Source organism: Chitinophaga flava (assembly GCF_003308995.1).
GTDB classification, from domain to species: Bacteria; Bacteroidota; Bacteroidia; order Chitinophagales; family Chitinophagaceae; genus Chitinophaga; species Chitinophaga flava.
This window is the reverse complement of the sequence record NZ_QFFJ01000002.1, coordinates 3,326,397-3,345,545: the sequence shown is the minus strand read 5'-3', so window position 1 is coordinate 3,345,545 and position 19,149 is coordinate 3,326,397. Positions and strand designations below refer to the sequence as shown.

The following is a 19,149-nucleotide window of genomic DNA, read 5'->3' as shown; positions in this document are numbered from 1 at the left end:
CATGAAGTACAGCAGCTATTTAAAACGTCATTGGGGGGGATAACATAGTATATGTTTTTTTTATCCTGTTAATTCCCAATTGCTTGGTTGCCCAAACCGACCCGGCATTTAAACCCATATCGGCAGATATCATCAAACTTTCGTCTAAGGTGCTGGGTGAAGACCGGAAAGTTTATATTTATGTACCGCCTGCAGATACCTTGCTGCCCGATAAGCATTACCCGGTATTATACGTACTTGACGGGGACAATCATTTTAGCCTGGTTGCAGAATATTGCCGGTATCTTAGCCGCCGGGATGTAAATGTCGTACCCGAAATGATTATAGTCGGCATTCCCAACACAAACCGCACAAGGGACCTTACCCCAACCAATAGTATTATTGATTATGACGGAAAGCCTGATACCAGCTCACACTCCCGGTTTAAGTCAAGCGGAGGCGGCAATATTTTTTTGCAGTTCATTGGTACTGAACTGATCCCTTATGTTGACGCGCACTACAAAACACAATCTTTTAAAATTTTTGCAGGACATTCATTCGGCGGTATCACCACGATCAATTGCCTGTTAACGCAGCCGGATATGTTCGGGGCTTATATAGCGATAAGCCCATCCTTTTGGTGGGATAAGGGATATTTACTTAGCCTCGCTGATAAAAAGCTAAAAAATGATCGGGGTATAAACAAAATGATCTTTTACAGTGATGCGAACGAAGGAATGTCAGATGACAAATCTACCTTCCATACCGATCTTTTAAAATTCGACTCTATAATAACCCAAAGAAAGATAGCAGGTTTAGACCATAAGTATGTTTGCTATCCCGAAGACACACATATGACAGAACCCATAAAAGCCTATTATGACGCTTTGCGATTTATTTTCAGGCAACGAATCAGCCACTGACAGATATGAAATCATTGAATGCTGCTGTTGTAAAGCAACAGGAACTCGACTAAAAAACAAAACCCCGCGACTAGCGCGAGGTTTGAAACTTGTCTGTGATCCCGCTGGGACTATATCAAAGGCCTATTAGCGCCACTTTTCAAGGATTTTGAAGCTACTGTATCCGAATTTGTATCCTTCTGAAATAGCTTATTTTGTAAGGGTTTGAAAGAACTTTACAAGTCATACAAAGATACGAAAAGCCTTGCTAAATCAGTACAAACGGGAACAAAATATATTTTCATACTGAAACGGTAACGTATACACGGTTTTGATACGGATCGGACCGGGTGTTGAGCTACAGTAGGAAGTCAGCCACCTGCTGCTGATCTATACCGGTGAACTGACAGAACTCCACCACCGTTATCATATCACCCTTCTTCTTTCCCTTCGCTTGCCTGATCTGTTGCAGGATCTTCCTGGCCGTCCGCTCACTCCTACCAGTGATATTCATAACGTCTTTTGCATAGATCAATATGCGGTTGGGTACTATTTTCTGCGTAAACGGCATAATCGGAATGGAAATTTTGTTGAATAAAAATGCCGGCTTAGTTTGGTGTGGTTAACCAAATTTACTACATCCTGCGCAGATGTAAGCCTAACAGGCTTGGCTATGCAAAAGCCTTATTTATTGTTCAAAATTGTTTCTATATGGCAAGACAAAGCGGAATCATTCCCCTGAAAGGAACAATCGGCAACATCACCTTTTATAAAACGAAAGCCGGGCATCTGGCACGTGAGAAAGGTGGTGTGGATGCCAGCCGTATCGCAACTGATCCAGCGTTTGTACGTACCCGTGAAAACGGCGCGGAATTCGGACGCGCAGGCAAAGCCGGCAAACTGCTTCGTACAGCCTTCCGGGCCATGTTGATGAACATCAGCGACAGCTATATGTCCTCTCGCCTGACCCGTGAAATGGTAAAGGTGATCCAGGCGGATGCCACCAATGTGCGCGGCAAGCGGAATGTCATCGACGGAGAGGCGGAACTGCTCAAAGGCTTTGAATTTAATTCCAATGGGCGCCTGGGAGGAACGCTGTACGCTCCATTTACTACGGCCATTGATCGTACTGCAGGAACGCTGAAAGTAGATATACCGGCATTTATTCCGGTCAACATGCTGGCCAGCCCCGCCGGGTCCACGCATTTCAAAGTCCAGGTTGCCGGTGCGGAGATTGATTTCGAGGCGGAAACGTTCGTCAACAGCAGTGCTGCCAGCACAGAGTTACCCATCGATGCTACGCCTACGACAGTTATGAATCTGGCTGTTAATGTAACAGCAAACAGCACTAAGCCGCTGTTCCTCATACTGGGCGTAGAATTCTATCAGCAGGTCAATGGGGCACTATATAGCCTGAAAAACGGCCTTTACAATGCCCTGGCTCTGGTGGATATTTCAGGTATGCCGGCGTCTCCTGGCGGTGGTAGTGCATAACGAATCCCGGGCCTGTTATGGCCCGATTTCTTAACCTCAAAAATGAGCATATGAGATTTACAGAACGTCTCACAGCATCAACGCCACCTTTTTTCAGTAGGGTGCGCAATATAGGTTTAATCCTGACTGTGGTTAGCGGAGCCCTGATGGGTGTTCCGGCGATTCCGGCAATCATTGTCAAAGTAGCCGGTTACCTGGCTGTTGCCGGTACGGTTATGAGCGGCGTGAGTCAGGCAGCAGTTCAAAAAGAAGAAGGTGGCTAGGCCACCCCATTAAATAGCTTCCGGCCATAGGTGTGGTTACCTTTCGGATTTGTTTGGTGTAAAGGCTTTCGCGCAAGCGGGAGCCTTTATCTTTTACCCTGTAATTTCTCTTTAGCTTCAAATGCTTCAATTACAGCCATCACATATTCCTTATTGATAGGGGAAAGTTGTTTGATCTTTTTAGCTAGTGCATCTTCGGGGGTAATATCTCTTATCAAAAAGTCCAATGAACTATCCAGGACTTCCGCAATTCTCGCTGCTATTTCAATTGATGGTTTCGATTCATCACGTTCATACTTTCCAATAATATCTCTGGACGTGCCAGTCGCATCTGCCAGCTCGGTCTGTGTTAACTTCTTTTGCTTCCTTGCAATGGTAACTTTTTCACCAAACGTCATAATGGATGATTTTCGCGCTAAACTACTGATTTAAAATTTAATATGAAGTGGCTGAACCAGTAGGAACACGCACAGCCCCAAAAGTAGACAATCATCTACTTTTAATGACAATAAAATGACCTAAAAAGCTACAAAACGCTACATTATAAGTTTACTATTATCTACATTTTAACTATATTTGTAGAAATTAATCAACATCATGAAAAACCGACCAAAAGAACGAAAAGCCAAACTGCATTATAAAAGTTCGGAACGGCTCTGCGAATACGTAAAAGTGCCGTGGTTAAACTTGTCCGGCCTGTGGTTACAAAAAGCCGGCTTTGATATCGGCGATAGCATATCTGTTTCTATTGAAAAACAAAAGCTGGTGATCAAAGTAACCAGTAAAGCACCGCCAGAAAAACCATACTGGTAAAAATAGGACTCGACTTCCACCAGAGCACCAGGTGACTGAGGGCGGACCGTATCATGAACCGCCGCCCGCAGGACACCCGGCAACTAATAGTTAACCCAAAACCATATCTAATGAAACACCGCAAGGCACCAGCTTAGTCTGGCATTGAAAGCCGTATTCTAACAACAGTTACCCCCAATAGAATACAGACCGGGGATGCAACATTGTTTTTAACCTCTCCAACCATTTTTATGATTCATGTTTATACTGACACCTCAGTAATTGGAGGCTGTTTTGATAATGAATTTAAAGAACATAGCAATGCGCTGCTTAATGAGTTCAGGCGGGGTATAAAAAAGCTAGTTTTGTCTGATGTAGTAATGATAGAACTGGCCCCTGCTAAAGCCGAAGTGAAGGCCAAATTAGCTGAAATCCCGAACCGTTATAAGGTTGAGATCAAAGGCCATCCTAAAGCGATAAAATTGGCGGAAACATACATTGCGGAAGGCGCTTTGAGTAACAAATGTTACAACGATGCGCTGCATATTGCGCTTGCAACGCTACACGGCGCTGATATCCTTGCCAGTTGGAACTTTAAACATATTGTAAATCTTGATCGGATTAAACTGTATAATTCCATAAATTTGCGTATGGGGTACCGGTTAATAGAAATCAGGACCCCGCGCGAAATCTTAAAGCCAAATGACCATGAAAAAAAGTAAAAAGTATGACGCAGTGGCTGAAGTAAGAAAAATCAGGGAAGAATTAAGCCTGAAATACTGGGGCCATCCTGATTTATTGTTGAAAGACCTGAAAGAAGCCAGGGAAAAATTTCACCTGGAACAAAAAGCCCTAAAAAAGCATTAACCCTCCCCACCTTCCTTTTCCCAAATTCACATCAGTAGTAGTAAAGGCTTGCCGGCATGGCAGATCAACAATATTTGTTGTGCCGGTTGGCTTCTGTTTTCATTATGATCATCTGCTTATCCAGGCGACGGGGATGCTATGCGACGGTGCAGGCTGGAGCCGATCCACAGGGGGAACCGCTGCGGTCCGGAGGCTGCCGCGAATGGACTGCTTTTCGGAGAGGCAATCAGTAGCTACAGTGAAAGAATAATTGACAAAATAATACTAGAGCAAACGGTAAACGTCCGGGATGGTAGATGATGGGTAACAGAAGTTGAGCCCATGCTGTTTCGCTGGTTAAAGTGATGCTGTTGAGCCTATATTCAACTGTTGCCCCCATCATCCACCATCCCGGACGCCGCGCGATAGTACAATGCCGATCAAGGTACAAATGCTGGTGTTCGCGCGCTTGGTTCTCCCGTTGGTTGCTTGATCATAGTTCTATCCTCCAGTGCTATAATCTCCGGTAAATAGAATTACTGTCGCCCCGCCCCCGCCGCCCTTCCACCCCCGGCCGCTGCGGCGGTAGCCAGAGCGCAGGCCCTGGAGCGTAGCGGAAGGGCCAAGCGAGGGCGAGCCGCAGCAGGCCGCGCCTTCGACCTATGTCTGGCCGGGAGCGGAGCGGACGGCAAAATCAAAAATGAAAGGCCGGGGGTGGCGGGCGGGGGGCGGACAAAGTGGGTAGCGAAGGAATGGCGGCCAAAGAAACAGCCCTCTTATAAAAACAGCTAAGCCAGGCCGAGAGCTACCCGAGCGAAGGTGACAGGAGCGCAAAAACTGTGACAGGCGGAGCGCAGCGGAGCCTGGCGCTGTTTTTTGCCGACTGGCGCCGTAGCGAGACCTTTTACCCCTGTTCAGTATCAAACTCAGAAAATAGCTAATTTTTTTAGTTTACTACGACTTGTCAAATATTGACAAAACTCTGCCATTATAACTGATGAAAATAACCAAACTGACAGCAACAACTGACATTATTACTTAAACAAGCAAACTTTTGTCATTCATTTGCAAGTAAATTTGACATTTTAGCTATACGAAGGGCACAATGCGTCATTCACTGAGGGGAAAATGGTAATTTTTTTAGCAAAGGAGAAATAATGGCGGAGGTTGGCGTAACATTTGAAACCTAGAAATTGTTCTTTAAAAAAAACAAAAGCCTCCGGCTGATTTCAGCAACCGGAGCTTTTAACTTCAGTAGGAAAATGGCTCTCCAACCATCCCATCCTTAAAGGATGAAACATCTTACTGATTTTAGGTTTGAGACGCAAAAATATACGTAAAATTCATTTTGCCAAATCTATTTTTATAGCCGGCAAATAAAATTGAACGATGAGATTGCAATCTGGCCTTTTTAGAGAATGGTATTTTATTATTTAAAACTCCAGGGAACCGTCTCTGGTTTCACGGCATTAGCTGAAATACATGCCGACCAAATTCTCTTTCGCCAATGGGCAATCAAATCAAAAACTACCCAGTAGACAACGGTGATCAATCCCTGATTACAATTGAAGAAAATGGTATTACTACCAACATTATGGTGGACTGTAACATTAGAGACAGCAGTATGGATGACAGTGACCCATCGCAGTATGATGTAAAGAAGGATTTACTCAATACACTGAAACGAAGAAAGGTCAATGACATTGATGGGGTACCATACACAGACATCTTTATTCTAACTCATGGTGATGATGATCACATACATGGATTCGAGAAGAATTTTTATCAGGGTGACCCAAAAGCATACAAACAAAAGCATAAAGACCAAGGAGAAATTCTGATTGACGTATTGTGGTTTTCTCCAATGGTAATGGGTACTGCTACTAATGATGACGAACGCTGCTTCAATCGAGAAGCAAAACGCCGCATTAAGCTTCATAAAGACAAAGATGCTGCGAAGGACCTACCTGGAAATAGAATTGTAATTATTGGTTATGATGCAAATGAAAAGCTTGATGATCTCGATCTTGTAAGAAGAGTACCAGGGGATGTTGTAAGCAGATTCAATGAACGTGATCTTCAAACGTTTTCTATCTTTATTCACAGCCCCTACCAACAACATCTAACTGATGATGAAGTAGATAAAAATCGAGTTAGTGTTGTATTCCAAGCGCGTTTCAAAGCTCGAGCTACTGACACCAACTTCTCGACTTTGGCTATGTTTGGTGGTGATGCCGACCACAAAGCATGGGCAACTATATTGGAGAAAACCAAAAAATACAAAAATGATGTTAACCAACGAGCTCTCGATTGGGACATTCTGATTGCACCTCACCATTGCTCCTGGACGTTCTTCAACGAGTGCCCACAGGACAAGAACCCCGATCCAGCCCCCACTTCCATTGAATTTCTTGGCTACCGTAGGAAAGGCGGAAAAGTCGTTGCTTCTTCCAAATTAATTGAAAATAATGACGACAATCCTCCTCATTACAAAGCCAAAGAACAGTACCTAGATAAACTGGATAAGGATTCAGATTTTTTAAATACTGCGAATCATCCAAATTCCAGTAAGCCTGAGCCAATTATCTTCGTCATCACTGAAAATGGTCCTTCAAAAGCTCCAAAGGTATCCAGTGGCAGCTCAATTACGGCTGCCGGTGGAGCTGGTGCCGCTGGTCGCTCAATTACTCAAGGCTAAACTCTCGTAATGCTATACAGTGAGAATCTTATAGAATATGCTGGAGATCTTCCTCTGCAGGTACAAAATGCAGTTGGTGCCATTCAACAGTTCTATTGCTTGGAGCAATTAAAAGTACTATCGCTGAATCCTCATACGATAGCAGTACCAATCAACATCAATGTATCTATTCCGCCTAACGGTACCGTTGGCGGAATAGATATAAGGGAAGTTGAGCCGATTTTAATTAGAATAAACATTCAACATTATCCGCACAACTCACCTAGAGTATCCAGTGACAGAAAGGATTTTCCCAAAGATAGAATTCCACATTTATACATATCAGGGACCGAGGACCCTGCAGCGAAACTATGTCTTGTGAGAGGAAACATGGATGAATGGTTCGCAGAAAGACCAATTGAAACATTTCTAGAGGTAATTGACGAATGGTTCTTTAAGGCTGCGAATGGGTTGCTGGCCGAAGACGGTGAGGAGTTTGATCCTATGCGTATTGAAAAATGTGGTGGGTTTCACATTTATCGCTACGACCAAATGGCTGAAACGGTAAGCAGCAAAAATGCTTTTTTCCCTGGCGGCGCCTTCGCATGTTTTATTACACAAACAGAACTTAGCCCCAACCATCTTCAAACAGGATTAACCCTAAAAACAAAGGTACCTGTACATCTCGTAACGGTTAATACCATTCTTGAACTAATTAGACATTTCGGAGCAACACAAGCCAACAACACTAAATCCATTTTATCGATTTTAGTTTGGCACCCTTCGGATAAGATATTTGCTAATTACGAAACAAATCTTCCAGAATCCTATACAGAGCTTATTGAATACTTTAAGAAATATGATATTGATATCTGCCCAATAGTAGAGACACTTCGTGATCAATTTCCCATAGAGACATCAATAATCCCTATCATTCATGCGATAAAAAGACCACGAAAATTGATAGGCTTTAGCAGCTGTTATGAATTCATAAATTTCGGACTTCTGTTAACCCGGGACGCAAAAGACATCCCTCACATGTTAAGCAAGGTTGAATCATTAAGTCAGAATGAGCCGTTTACTTCCACTACCGCGGCGAAAGTGTCTGGAGAAAAATACAATCAGAAAATATTATTCATTGGCGGAGGTTCTTTAGGATCCAAAATCATTCTTCACCACGCAAGAAGTGGATGCGCACACATAGGCATTTGTGATTATGACATACTTCTAGAACATAATATAACCAGACACAGCCTACTCATTGACCATATAGGGAAAATAAAATCTCAATCTTTGGAAGTAGAGTTAGATAAGATGTTCGAATTCACCCAGGAAAAATCAATTAAATCTTACTCTGCACCTGCACATTTCCTCAATACATCGGATTTCAATAATTATTCATGGCTTGTAGATTCCACTGCATCACTAAACGTCCGAAACTGGTTGGTTCAAAAAGACTTCGAACAACAAATAAACATTGCTAAGTGTGAATTGGTTGATGAGGGAAAAATTGGCTTACTATATATTGAAGGAGAATCACGCAATCCAAGAGTAGATGACCTAGCAAACCTCGCCCATTTCAGAGCATTAAAATACCCCTTCCTCGAAAAGTGGAGAAGAAATGATGCTGTGCGAGATATACAAACTCTCGAAATTGGGCTTGGGTGTAGCTCGACTACTGTTGTAACAGCAGACGACTCAATTTCATCCCATGCTGCTATATTCTCAAAAGTTTTACATTCTGAAAGTGAAAGAGTAAATATCCAAGAAAATGGGTTATTATACATCCAGACAATATCTAATGCGGGTATACCTGAAACCCTTTCAAAACATGAAACCGTACCTCCTTTTAGTATTCATCAGTGCTGCTCGGGGAGTGGTTGGGAAGTAAGAATGATGGCGGGCTTAAAAGACCGTCTACTTTCCCAATGCAAACAAAACAGCCCTAATGAAACAGGAGGCATTTTAATAGGTGTTTGTAACTATAAGACGCAGACAATTCACATATATGATGTCTGGAATGCGCCACCCAAAAGTAAAGGATCACCTAGTTCTTTTATCAGAAGTAAAAATGGGCTAAAAGCAAAAGTAGACCTAATAAAGGAGAGAACGGGAGGAATGATTGGATATATTGGAGAATGGCATACACATCCAATGAACCTTAACCAACTGAGTCAACGAGACATCGACACTGTAAACGAACTGCTTCCATTAAACCGTCTATCTCCAATTCCAACCCTTTCTCTTATCGTAACAAAAACAAATTTATTACCTTTTATTTTTTTATGATGTTCAATAAATATAACAGGTATGCAAAACTATTTCCAGCCCTGCTGACATTCATACCGGCATTGGTACTACTACTTCTGTCAAATAACACTGAAATGATGTTTATTGTAAACGTAATTATGCGAATGACTGTCGGCGTTGCAATCGTGTGGTTCTTTGCATTCATCAATCGCCTATTAGGTAAAGCAATTTTCCAAACGCTATTTTTCAAAAACGAAAACGAAATGCCTACTACCAATTTCTTATTACCAAGTGACACCACATTGAGTCCAAGTATGAAGAAGGCAATTAGAGATAAATTAAAAAATGATTTCAATATAGACCTACCATCTGCGAGAGATGAAGCTAAAAATATCGACAAATCCAGAAAGCAAATTATCTACGCGGTCTCCCAAATGCGAAATAGCACAAGAGGAAACGAGCTGCTACTTCAGCATAATTATGAATACGGTTTTATTAGAAATCTCCTGGGAGGATCTATAGTTGCTTTCTTAGTCTGTATATTCAATTTATATTTTTTCCGGAATATAAATATCAATACAACGGGATTTAATTTAAGTCTAGGTCTAGGAATATCTTACCTATTATTATTACTATTGAGCAAGCCTTTAACTGAAATGCTTGGAAGAAATTATGCAAAGGTACTTTTTGAACAATACCTACATCATTGAAAATCGCTCAAAAAAGAGTTTTATTTAACCATACAAAATTTCCTGTACTGTCAGATCAAGTAGTAGCTATTATACTTTAGGCACTTTAGCTAAATGAGATACACGCTCAATTTCGTCCAGTGGTTCCTGACATTGAAAATGCTGTTATATTAAGTCAATTAAACCATGTTTGTAATTTTTCAACTACCTTTTCTATTTTTTGTTCTGCTATGCCCACATCTATAATTTAGAAACTCCTGACACTTCATTTTATTGCTCATCCGGAAATTCATGTTTGAGTTTCTGTAAAAGTGTATCAAATGAAGGGATAGGATGAAAGGGAAGTGCTTGTATTGGCAGCTTGTTGATAATCAGCTGGGCTATCGGATGAGAGAATATTTCCGGATTTTTTAACCCGATTTTTTCACGAACCGACAACCATGCAGCGATCTCATAGGTATATACAAACTCTTCTTCCAAACTAAATTCATTAGGTGTTTCTTCATTAAATCCAGCTTCGTTAATATGATAATCACACATTACATTTATAAGACGATCTACTTCTTTTAGATCTGAAGTATCCCACTTCGTAAGTATCTCATCATAAATACCGAGCGTTTTCGGAATTCTATAAGCAGAGTAATCAACTTTGATATCAAAGCATTTGTTGGCAATTGTCAAAATGAACCAGGAAGCTTTTGCAAAATCGAGACCTCCATTTAAGAATTTGGTAGGGAGCCACTTATTTATCATATTAATAAGTTCATTGCTCTTATCGTACCATTTTGCCTGTAAAGTATTAGCAAGGAACTTTGTTATAACAGTGAATTGCAGCTTTGGAGGATTCGCCGGATAACCCAGCGCAAAGGCATTTGCGATACTGGCAACATAATAGCTACTTACAAAATATTCATTTTGCTTAGAAATTGCATTGTCTGCCAACCCTTGATAAACATAATTAATCCCATACCAGGTATTTATGTTTTTAATTGCCACCATTATACTTTTCCTAACCTTGGGCTCTGTAAGAACAGTCTGCAATTCTGCTGTTGGTTCATGAAAATGTAAATTCTCCGCATTCGGTTTATCTAACCATGCTTTAAGCTCATTAGTGACTTCCTGTATCTTCTGATTTATTATGGACATAAAATACTATTTATCATTTATCATTACTCATTAGGCTCATTGGGTTCGGGCTCCCACGGAGTCACATCAGATTGTCCTACGGTACCGTTGAATCTATCAACAGGTACACGATGAACCTCATAATCAACTTGAGGAGCATCTTCAATCCATTGTTGAGCACGTATTGCATTGCCAGGCAATTCAGGAGGATTAGGAGGAACCCCATACCCTCGCCTTCCATTGGCAGCTCTTTCCAATCGATCTTCTACAAACCATTCCCCACCTCTTTTTTGTGCCTCATTTAATCTGGAAGAATTGGCCTTTACTTCTATTGCTTTGACATTTCCGTTAGTAGGATTTCTGCCTATAATATCCACTCCATGCCCTGAATTATTCTGTATTTGTAAAATCTCTATATAGCCATCTGCAATTAATCTATCAACTACTGCTTGTTCTCCAATATCTCCTACAATGGCATTATCAAGTGGGACGGGATCTTCAAATGCCTCTCCATCGTTACCTGTAATTTCACTTTCCGGTTCTGTATGACTATTACGGCCAGTTTCATCAATATTCGTTTCTTCACCGGAGGGACGTTCCTCGTTTGCTCCGTTTTTGCCATTCCGGGCTTCTTCTGCGGCTTTATGGGCTGGCGTAAACCATAATGCCAGGCCAATAAAATCCATCACTGTTCCGTGACCGGTAAAAACCCTCCTGGCAGATTCGCCGGTACCTGTTTCCATGCCAAAGACGCCTTTCAGGAAATCACCACCATTCGCTTCACCGGTTTCTCCATAGGTTTGTGCCGTGTGTTGTATGGCTGTTGTTGCCCTTAGTCCTATACCCACACCAGATGTCCAGGAGGCTGCGAAATTCTTCAGCAGGTTGCCGGGTAAGGATTTAAACAATTGTAATGCACTGCGCCCCAGTCCACCAATTCCCCCTTCTGCTAACGCAGCGACTCCGCCTTCTATCAGGGCAACAGATCCTCCGATAGCAGCACCCACCATTGCACCTTCAAGCACTCCGCCGATAAAATTGGCTGCGCCTAATGAAATGGCCTGCCACCAGTTCTTGATATGGGGAGCATAAGTGATTTGTTCTCCAAATATAGGGCAAAGCATCATATGATCTCCTGTCACCGTTGGATTTCCTAAAATCTTAAAGTTACTTTTCGCTCCTATCCATTGCCTTACGATAGCAACTTTCTGCCCGCAGATCAGGCTTCCCATCACAGCACCCACTGCGGCGCCTGCGGCTCCTGCCAAAGCTCCGATTGCAATCAGCGCAGCGCCACCGGTGGCAACCACGGCGATCGCCACAATAGCTGCTACAATAGCCATTAGCAGCATTAGTTTACGACATACAAAATCGGCAAAGCTCTGTGTGCTTTTGTCTGTGATAGTAATATATTTATTACCATCCTTCTTTTTACTTACCAGTTGGGTGCTTTGCAGGGGAGCAGGCATAAGGCCCCCGCTACATTGCCAGAACTCTTTCTCCGTAATAATCTTTGCTCCCATAACCTTACTGATTCTTTTAGAGGTAATTAACCAACGGCCTTCATTGTATATTCTATTTTTGAAGAAATAAATTGCGGATGAGCTATTTCTTCCTTCAACAGGTAAGCTTCTTTTAACCTGCCGGTTTGTGGTTCAATATTGTACCTCCCCAATTCGGAAAACCTGGGTTTAATTGTACCGGTATCTATGTTCGGAAACGCGCCATAAGCCTTCCTGATCCAGTTATTGTCTACCCTCGTCACCGGATGACCGGTTATATCAACCGTTACAGAAGATTGTTCCTGTAATACAGGTAATGTGATATTGGGCCGCAGGCTGTAATACCAGTCCATCTGCGCCTGCTGAAAATGGTTCCACTTAGTTTCCACAGACGTTTCACCGGGTAGTTTTCTACCATATACCTGATGAAAGTAAATACTGAAAAATTCGTTATGCTGTACAGCGGTAATAATTTTTTCCGGTGAGGTGAAGATCTCATCATTCATGATAATAATACCTTTGACTGCCTCCACCTGATTTTCAATTGCCTCCATTTCTGCTTTGGTGCTGGCCCATTTACGTTTTATCAGCTCTTCATTCAGGACCTTTTTGACCTTTCCGCTTTTATCAATAAGAACATGTATTTCACTATACATCCTGGCAAAAGCCTGGTTCATCCTGGCCATTTCTTTCAGGGCAGGATTATTGGTCGCCAGCAATTCGTTATCCAGCGTCAACAGCTCTATTTCGATAAGGTCCTTCTGAATATTTTTTACCCGGAGGTCCCACCTTATTTCAGTAGTAGTTTGGATAGGAACTGAACCCGCCAGTACATCAGCTTTAATGGTTAATGTATATTTATCAGAGAACGGTTGACGGAAGAAAAGTTGTTTTTCAGAGTTATGATTACCAAACATATCCAGGTCATTAATTGATGAAAACATTACCACCATCGAGTTTTGATTCTCCCTTGATATGGTTTTTTTGTCCATTCACCTGGTTACTGTTGGTACCGGTAATGGTATTGTCTTTACCATGAATGCTATTAGCATCGCTTTTAATACTGATCGTATTTCCTGATGTGTCAATTACAACATGGGTAGGGCTAGTCCCTTTGCCAATTTTAATTGAATTGGAACCGTTAATAACAATGTCTTTCGAGTTAATAATCAGTTTTTCCGGAGCATTCAGCGTGATCTGTTTATTGCCATGCATCACTACCTGGTTCCCGCTTGGATCATTAATGGTTACACTACCATTGGCATCATTCATCAAAACAGAAATGCCGCTCCTGGTCTTTAAGGCTTTGAGGTCGTTGCCTGCATTACCGAAAGTACTTCTGGCCTTCCCATTATAGGTTGTTCCCAATACAAAAGGCAGTTCAGGATTGCCTCCTTCGAAGCCCACCATTACCTCCTCTCCCTTCTCCGGTACCATATAGAAACCTTTATCACCTCCTCCATGTGGAGATATTATTTGCAGCCATGGGGTACTTCCCTGCTCCTGCCATTTGAACTTTACTTTTATACGACCTAAACCTTTGGGATCATGGTTGTCAATTACCTTTGCGCTCTGAGCCTCACAATGAGGGTAATCATCAATATCTACGATGGGGGCCGCCACCTCTATCGGAATACCACTGAATTCATTGTAATACTCACCATTACCGTTACAATAGTGAGTAATGCCGGTGACAAAGAACTGTCCATGATCCTCCTGACTATATACATTCTCTTTAATTGCAATGGTATCGCCTATACGAATGGAAGTATTTCTGCTTTTTCCCTTTAAATGAACCATATCGGCAATTGTACCTTTCTTTTGGCGGGTTAACAGTCTATTTAGCTCTGTTTTTGCATTACTTGTGAATGCATAGGTAATTTTGTACAAAGAGGGCCTGCTATATAATTTTTCACTCAGTGCCTGAACATGCTGCGAATAAAGATCCATTTTACCCGATGGCTGGTTTAAAGTACTATCCTGTACCACCTGGTGCTCACGATAGTCATACCCATTCATTACAAGGTTATTGGGCTGAATTTTAAGAGCTATATCAAAATGTATAAGGTCAATCATATGAACCAGGTTTACCCTTTTACCTGAATATCTACCGAAAACAATCTGTTGTCCTGTATAAAAAAACCATTCTCCAAACCGCTTTGCCAGCCGGTGCAAAAAATCGAAGTTGGATTCTTTATATTGAACAATGTATTTCAGGTTATCGCTTGTTACCGGTTCTACTTTCGGAGCAGATGTATAGGGAGTACAAACCTTGAGAGCATTTTGAGCAATATCTGCCAGTGTTTGAGATTCAAAACACTGGATATGCGGGTTATTCTGCATTAAAATAGTTGGGCTACATCCATGTATAACACAATATCCATGTATCCCATCATCATCTTTACCAGAATTGATGGCTGCAATTATACCAGAGAAAGTCATCGGTTCCATTGCTGAATTTTGTTCTACCGGGTAAGTAACAATATTCACCTCTTCTCCAAGCAATGCTTTACTGGCAGAGAAGATATTCTTTCCAATATCTAGATCTAAAAGCCAGTCGTAACCAATTTTTAGTTCGAAAAAATGATGCTTATCTAAAGTTTGTTCGAGCCGCAGAGAAATAAACTGATGGAACTGTTTTCCGGCAATAGATATGGTGGTGGAAGTATGTAACATTTTCGGGTTTTAGGAATGATGGATGTATTAAAAATCTATCCGCAGGTAGTTGATAACAATATTAATTTACTCCTTTATGTTATAAAAAAACGATTAAGAAAATAATCGCATATGATATTTAATTACTACGAAGCTAAAATCAAGAAAATGTTATTGGTATAAAATTGGTTTCTAATGCATCTTATTGCCTGTAATTCAAAAAAATGGCAGGGATAGCTATATTTAACATAACACAATAGACATATATGACATACTATTCATAAGTATAAATACGGATTTTTCCTGGCGCTCCTGTTATTTGTTGGCGCCACCTATTATCCGGCGCCACTTTTTGAAAAAATAGTTTTATTTCCCGCTAATTGCTCTTTATAACTTTCCTGAAACATCTCATCCGCACCTTTATATTCAGCATGAATAACGCTTTCCACCCAACACCGGCAACCTTGCAGACTGCGGAGGTACTTATACGGTATATCGTGGCCATGCTGATAGTTTTCCCGTATCCATGTACGCAGGTGAAGAATCCGGCGGTAAGTCACCTGATGCGACGGCCAGCGGCTTGCCAGCGTGATGGCATCGTCGATATACCAGTCATAACTGTATGCTGTAAAATCCTGGCCGCAGATCTTTAACTTCCGGCCGCCGGCAGCTTCTGTGCCGATAAAGTTGATGAAGGAGGGGTACATAATCTTTGGGTTTGAGTGTTAACGTCTTTTGTCCGTGGTAGCGGAGTCGAAAGCTATGAGATTGAACATAGCCCTCATCCTGCTACGCAACCGGTTACCATAGAGATCTTCCAGCTCCTGGCTGTTGAGGTTTGTAGTAACATGAGTAAGCATTTTATGGGAAATCAGCAGGTCGTATCGCGATAGTAGTATTTCGCCCATGACATTGCAGTTATTCCCCCAGTAGTTCACCGTCTGCTCCAGGCCCAGATCATCAAAGCAATGTACCCTGGGTACGTTGGTGTACGGGAAAAAGGCATTGGTGCTGTACCGGTTGATAGCATCATACCCTATCTTACTGAATTCAAAACTGATCTCCCTGCAGGAAACCATGTGTGGTCGGTAAGAATCGGCTGACAGGGGCCGCATCAGGCTGATCAGGGAAGTCTTGCCACATCCGATCTTTCCAGTAAGCAGAATCCCTTTGTGCAGGTCAATGCCTTCTGTGATGGCCACCGCCTGGTCTTGCAGAAAATAAGCCAGGAGTTTGAGCACTATCGGCCGGTCTATCTCTTCGATGTGAAAGGTCGGTCCGTAGACGTTTTTCCCGTGTTCTTCCAGCTGCTGCATCAGCAGATGGTAATCATAAGGGGTCTGAGTAGCTTTTGTTTTCGTTGGTGTGGAGCCTTCCTGCCCCGGTTGATGGTCTGGTATGTTGGTCATGATGTTCCGGTTTTGATGGGTGAATGTTGAGTATCCATTTGTGGGCTGCGGCCTGCCAGTCGGTGATCAGCGTTTTACTGCCTTGCCGCCAGCCGTTAGCCTGGTAGTGATGAAAGAATTTGTCGGCTTCCATCTCCGGGTAGGTGTGAGCGTTAAAGAATTCCTGCACCTCTGACAAGGTGGGAAGAATCCGCGCGGCGCCGGGTGCATTTTCCGCGCCGGGTGCATCCGGATCGTGTGGGAGGTTTTCAGTTTTATTTTTTTTTGTTGGGGGCGGGAGCCTGTTTTCTCCCCCACGTTTACTATTGTTTATATGTTTATTAAAGTGGCCCACTTTTGGGCCTGTATGTGGCCCAGTTTTAGGCCACGTGTCAGGCCCATTATTGGGCCTCATGTGTGGCCCAGTTTTGAGCAGGTCATGTGGCTCACTTTTGGGCCACATGGCGGCGTTTTCATCCTGAAACAGAAACAGCTGTTCCCGGTGAGCATCTGCCATAAAATCTGTGAGCGGAATGATGGACACATAACTGGCGGCGTAGGCTTGCCGGGCCTGTACGTAAATGATGTAGCGGCAATAGTCCAGGTGCTTCAGGCAACGCACATAGGTACTCCGGGAGCCGATGCAGGAAAGGCTCATGACTTCTTCACGCAGGATGGGAAAAGGATTTTGGAAACGATGATAGTTCCATACTTGAAACAGTGCCAAGTAAAGGCTTACATGATTGGCCTGTAAACGGGTTTCTTTCCGCACCTGTACGAAGAAAGCATTTAGGTGCCTGATGTAGTTGGTATGAGCTGCTGGCGCCGGCATCAGGAACGCTTAATGGGTTTCTTGGTGCCTTCCATCAGTTTGAGGATGTCGTCGTACTCGTAGAAGATTAAGCCGCCGATTTTGGTAAAGGATAGCGTACCCTTGATACGCATGTTTTGAAGAGTGCCGGGAGAGATTCCTAGCAGGTCGCGGACTTCGTAGGACTTTAGCCATTTCCGGGGCTGGATGGCGGGAGCGTTTACAAGTTCCCGTAGCTCCTGGAACAATTCTGTTTTGAAGATCGCCAGATCTTCACGGGTGAGGATTTCTGCTGCCATAAACTTTGGGTTTGTTTGTTATGGCAGCAAAAGAAAAAATATTACTCAGGCAAGAACAGTCACAGGGGTGACAGTATCCCCTGTAACTGTCTGATAATTAAAGGAAATAATTTGAAATAATTATTTTCATCATACAACTTTCCTATCAAACAGAACATTTAGAATTGTTGCAGAAAATAATCCAGTAGGAAGCAGGCGGCCACGTTCATTCCCCGGTGCGACCGGTTAACCAGGTCGAGTAAAATATCCCTCACTGCTTTGGATACCGCAGCGTCATCTTTATAAAAATTACTTCGCAGGCTGCCGGGAGAAACGTTATCCTGCTTTACAGAAGTAAAAAAGTAGGAGAAGAAATCCAATACTTCTGATCTGTTCTTGTTTAGATAAAGGCCGCTATCGAGCAGTAGCTTTAGAATATGGCCCAACTGGGGAACCGAGAAAACAGTCTGTATCTTAAAATCTTTCCAGCGGTTGAATTCATCAGGAAGATGAATACTCATAGGTGAGGCACCTATCTCTTTGTAATAAGCAATTTCCTCCGCAAGCCACGACTGCATTTTGCCTTGGAGAGGTGGTCGCAGAGTATTGAACACTATCGCTGGCCTCGAAGTAGCCTGACTTGCCTTCTTTTGGAGGAACATCAGCCTATCCAGCTTTTCCCTGATTGTGGGAAAGTCCATGAGTTCTACCGTTACCATTTTTACCCAATATTCAAAATAATGTACGCTATTGAAGTTGATAAACAATAAAAGATCATGTAACTTTTCACAAAGCTCCTGTTTTTCTTCACTAGCATCAAGCAATTCAAATAAACGTTTATTCATCTCCGTTAAATAATGGAGCTGCAGATAAGTGATTTGTGCAGTTGTATGACAGGTTCTTGATAACTCTAGGAATGGCATGAATACAATTTTTTGCAGCTGCTCATCGATACCGGATGCATTGAATCCTTCTTTTAGTGGCTCTACGTCCTGCTGGAACTTTACCTGGGCTTTCAGCAGATAGGAAGCCGGAATTTTACAGTTAATATCCAGGTACCGTTCAAATTTTTGTTCAAGGAAAGCCAGAATTTCTGCAAGATTAGTGTAGGTGATTTTGTAAAGATCTGACCAGGTGTTCTTTCTTCTGGATGTGGAAGCATCTAGGAGGTTTTCGACAGACAAGTTTGCAGCTACCTTGTCCATCAATATTACCAGGTGTTGCTGGCTATGTTGGATAAACCAACCTACCTGCTTTTTCTTCCGGAGATCATAAAGGTATTTTCCGGTTCGTTCCAGGATGTTGTTCTTTTCATTAACGATGTCGATAACAGCTTGTGAGAAAAAGTTTTTGTCGGGTTGTTTTTGTTTGAGCGACATTTGTTGTAGGTCAACATGTATAAGTTTTTCGAAAAAGGACAATGGGTAATACTGTTGCATATTGGTAGATTTAGGAAGTGCGCGAGTATAGATTATTTGGTTGTGTAATAGGTCATTCG

At 42.4% G+C, this 19,149-nt stretch carries 20 protein-coding genes; 9 read left to right on the top strand and 11 right to left on the bottom strand.

Annotation, left to right across the window (positions count from 1 at the left end):
- Nucleotides 1–83 precede the first annotated feature (83 nt).
- On the top strand, nucleotides 84–902 hold the full coding sequence (locus DF182_RS28820; protein WP_161964307.1) for an alpha/beta hydrolase: 819 nt from the start codon (nucleotides 84–86) through the stop codon (nucleotides 900–902).
- 337 nt (nucleotides 903–1,239) lie between these two features.
- Here the strand turns inward: DF182_RS28820 and DF182_RS28815 are convergent, their stop codons facing one another.
- Nucleotides 1,240–1,452, bottom strand: coding sequence for a hypothetical protein (locus tag DF182_RS28815; RefSeq protein ID WP_211327235.1), 213 nt, complete (start codon nucleotides 1,450–1,452; stop codon nucleotides 1,240–1,242).
- 140 nt (nucleotides 1,453–1,592) lie between these two features.
- Here DF182_RS28815 and DF182_RS28810 point away from each other — a divergent pair, with 140 nt between their 5' ends.
- Together DF182_RS28810 and DF182_RS28805 are read left to right on the top strand one after the other, a co-directional pair.
- A complete protein-coding gene (locus DF182_RS28810; protein WP_113619212.1) occupies nucleotides 1,593–2,375 on the top strand; it encodes a hypothetical protein in 783 nt (260 codons plus the stop codon).
- Between the two features lie 50 nt (nucleotides 2,376–2,425).
- On the top strand, nucleotides 2,426–2,638 hold the full coding sequence (locus DF182_RS28805) for a hypothetical protein (RefSeq protein ID WP_113619211.1): 213 nt from the start codon (nucleotides 2,426–2,428) through the stop codon (nucleotides 2,636–2,638).
- An 86-nt stretch (nucleotides 2,639–2,724) separates the two neighbouring features.
- On the opposite strand, the gene DF182_RS28800 is transcribed toward DF182_RS28805, so the two are convergent.
- A complete protein-coding gene (locus tag DF182_RS28800; protein WP_113619210.1) occupies nucleotides 2,725–3,036 on the bottom strand; it encodes a helix-turn-helix domain-containing protein in 312 nt (103 codons plus the stop codon).
- Nucleotides 3,037–3,235: 199 nt separating this feature from the next.
- On the opposite strand from DF182_RS28800, the gene DF182_RS28795 reads away from it, so the two are divergent.
- The 6 genes from DF182_RS28795 to DF182_RS28775 all read left to right on the top strand — a co-directional run bounded on the left by DF182_RS28795 (nucleotide 3,236) and on the right by DF182_RS28775 (nucleotide 9,913).
- Nucleotides 3,236–3,451 (top strand): SymE family type I addiction module toxin, encoded by a 216-nt coding sequence (locus DF182_RS28795; protein ID WP_113619209.1) that lies wholly within the window; start codon nucleotides 3,236–3,238, stop codon nucleotides 3,449–3,451.
- A gap of 230 nt (nucleotides 3,452–3,681) precedes the next feature.
- Nucleotides 3,682–4,152: a PIN domain-containing protein gene (locus DF182_RS28790; protein WP_113619208.1), complete on the top strand. Its 471-nt coding sequence runs from the start codon at nucleotides 3,682–3,684 to the stop codon at nucleotides 4,150–4,152.
- On the top strand, nucleotides 4,139–4,297 hold the full coding sequence (locus tag DF182_RS32420; RefSeq protein ID WP_153260023.1) for a hypothetical protein: 159 nt from the start codon (nucleotides 4,139–4,141) through the stop codon (nucleotides 4,295–4,297). The genes DF182_RS28790 and DF182_RS32420 overlap by 14 nt, the downstream gene beginning before the upstream one ends.
- Nucleotides 4,298–5,783: 1,486 nt before the next feature.
- Complete coding sequence (locus tag DF182_RS28785; protein WP_113619207.1) at nucleotides 5,784–6,974, top strand: ComEC/Rec2 family competence protein; 1,191 nt, start codon at nucleotides 5,784–5,786, stop codon at nucleotides 6,972–6,974.
- A gap of 9 nt (nucleotides 6,975–6,983) precedes the next feature.
- Nucleotides 6,984–9,242: a ThiF family adenylyltransferase gene (locus tag DF182_RS28780; protein ID WP_113619206.1), complete on the top strand. Its 2,259-nt coding sequence runs from the start codon at nucleotides 6,984–6,986 to the stop codon at nucleotides 9,240–9,242.
- Between the two features lie 95 nt (nucleotides 9,243–9,337).
- Nucleotides 9,338–9,913: a hypothetical protein gene (locus DF182_RS28775; RefSeq protein ID WP_147243577.1), complete on the top strand. Its 576-nt coding sequence runs from the start codon at nucleotides 9,338–9,340 to the stop codon at nucleotides 9,911–9,913.
- A gap of 249 nt (nucleotides 9,914–10,162) precedes the next feature.
- Here DF182_RS28775 and DF182_RS28770 read toward each other — a convergent pair whose 3' ends face one another.
- The 9 genes from DF182_RS28770 to DF182_RS28730 form a co-directional block, all read right to left on the bottom strand.
- Nucleotides 10,163–11,038, bottom strand: coding sequence for a hypothetical protein (locus tag DF182_RS28770; protein WP_113619204.1), 876 nt, complete (start codon nucleotides 11,036–11,038; stop codon nucleotides 10,163–10,165).
- Between the two features lie 23 nt (nucleotides 11,039–11,061).
- Complete coding sequence (locus DF182_RS28765; RefSeq protein WP_147243576.1) at nucleotides 11,062–12,540, bottom strand: hypothetical protein; 1,479 nt, start codon at nucleotides 12,538–12,540, stop codon at nucleotides 11,062–11,064.
- A gap of 26 nt (nucleotides 12,541–12,566) precedes the next feature.
- Nucleotides 12,567–13,463 (bottom strand): hypothetical protein, encoded by an 897-nt coding sequence (locus DF182_RS28760; RefSeq protein WP_147243575.1) that lies wholly within the window; start codon nucleotides 13,461–13,463, stop codon nucleotides 12,567–12,569.
- On the bottom strand, nucleotides 13,447–15,195 hold the full coding sequence (locus DF182_RS28755; protein ID WP_113619201.1) for a type VI secretion system Vgr family protein: 1,749 nt from the start codon (nucleotides 15,193–15,195) through the stop codon (nucleotides 13,447–13,449). Before DF182_RS28755 ends, DF182_RS28760 begins: the two co-directional genes overlap by 17 nt.
- A gap of 314 nt (nucleotides 15,196–15,509) precedes the next feature.
- Nucleotides 15,510–15,881, bottom strand: a complete 372-nt coding sequence (locus DF182_RS28750) for a hypothetical protein (RefSeq protein WP_113619200.1) — start codon at nucleotides 15,879–15,881, stop codon at nucleotides 15,510–15,512.
- A gap of 18 nt (nucleotides 15,882–15,899) precedes the next feature.
- Entirely contained in the window at nucleotides 15,900–16,583 is a 684-nt protein-coding gene (locus DF182_RS28745) for a P-loop NTPase family protein (protein WP_113619199.1), read from the bottom strand.
- A complete protein-coding gene (locus tag DF182_RS28740; RefSeq protein WP_113619198.1) occupies nucleotides 16,504–17,394 on the bottom strand; it encodes a hypothetical protein in 891 nt (296 codons plus the stop codon). Before DF182_RS28740 ends, DF182_RS28745 begins: the two co-directional genes overlap by 80 nt.
- The gene (locus DF182_RS28735; protein WP_113619197.1) at nucleotides 17,394–17,672 is read right to left on the bottom strand and encodes a helix-turn-helix domain-containing protein; all 279 of its coding nucleotides are present in this window, start codon (nucleotides 17,670–17,672) and stop codon (nucleotides 17,394–17,396) included. The genes DF182_RS28740 and DF182_RS28735 overlap by 1 nt, the downstream gene beginning before the upstream one ends.
- Nucleotides 17,673–17,830: 158 nt before the next feature.
- Nucleotides 17,831–19,090 (bottom strand): hypothetical protein, encoded by a 1,260-nt coding sequence (locus tag DF182_RS28730; protein ID WP_147243574.1) that lies wholly within the window; start codon nucleotides 19,088–19,090, stop codon nucleotides 17,831–17,833.
- Between the last annotated feature and the right edge of the window lie 59 nt (nucleotides 19,091–19,149).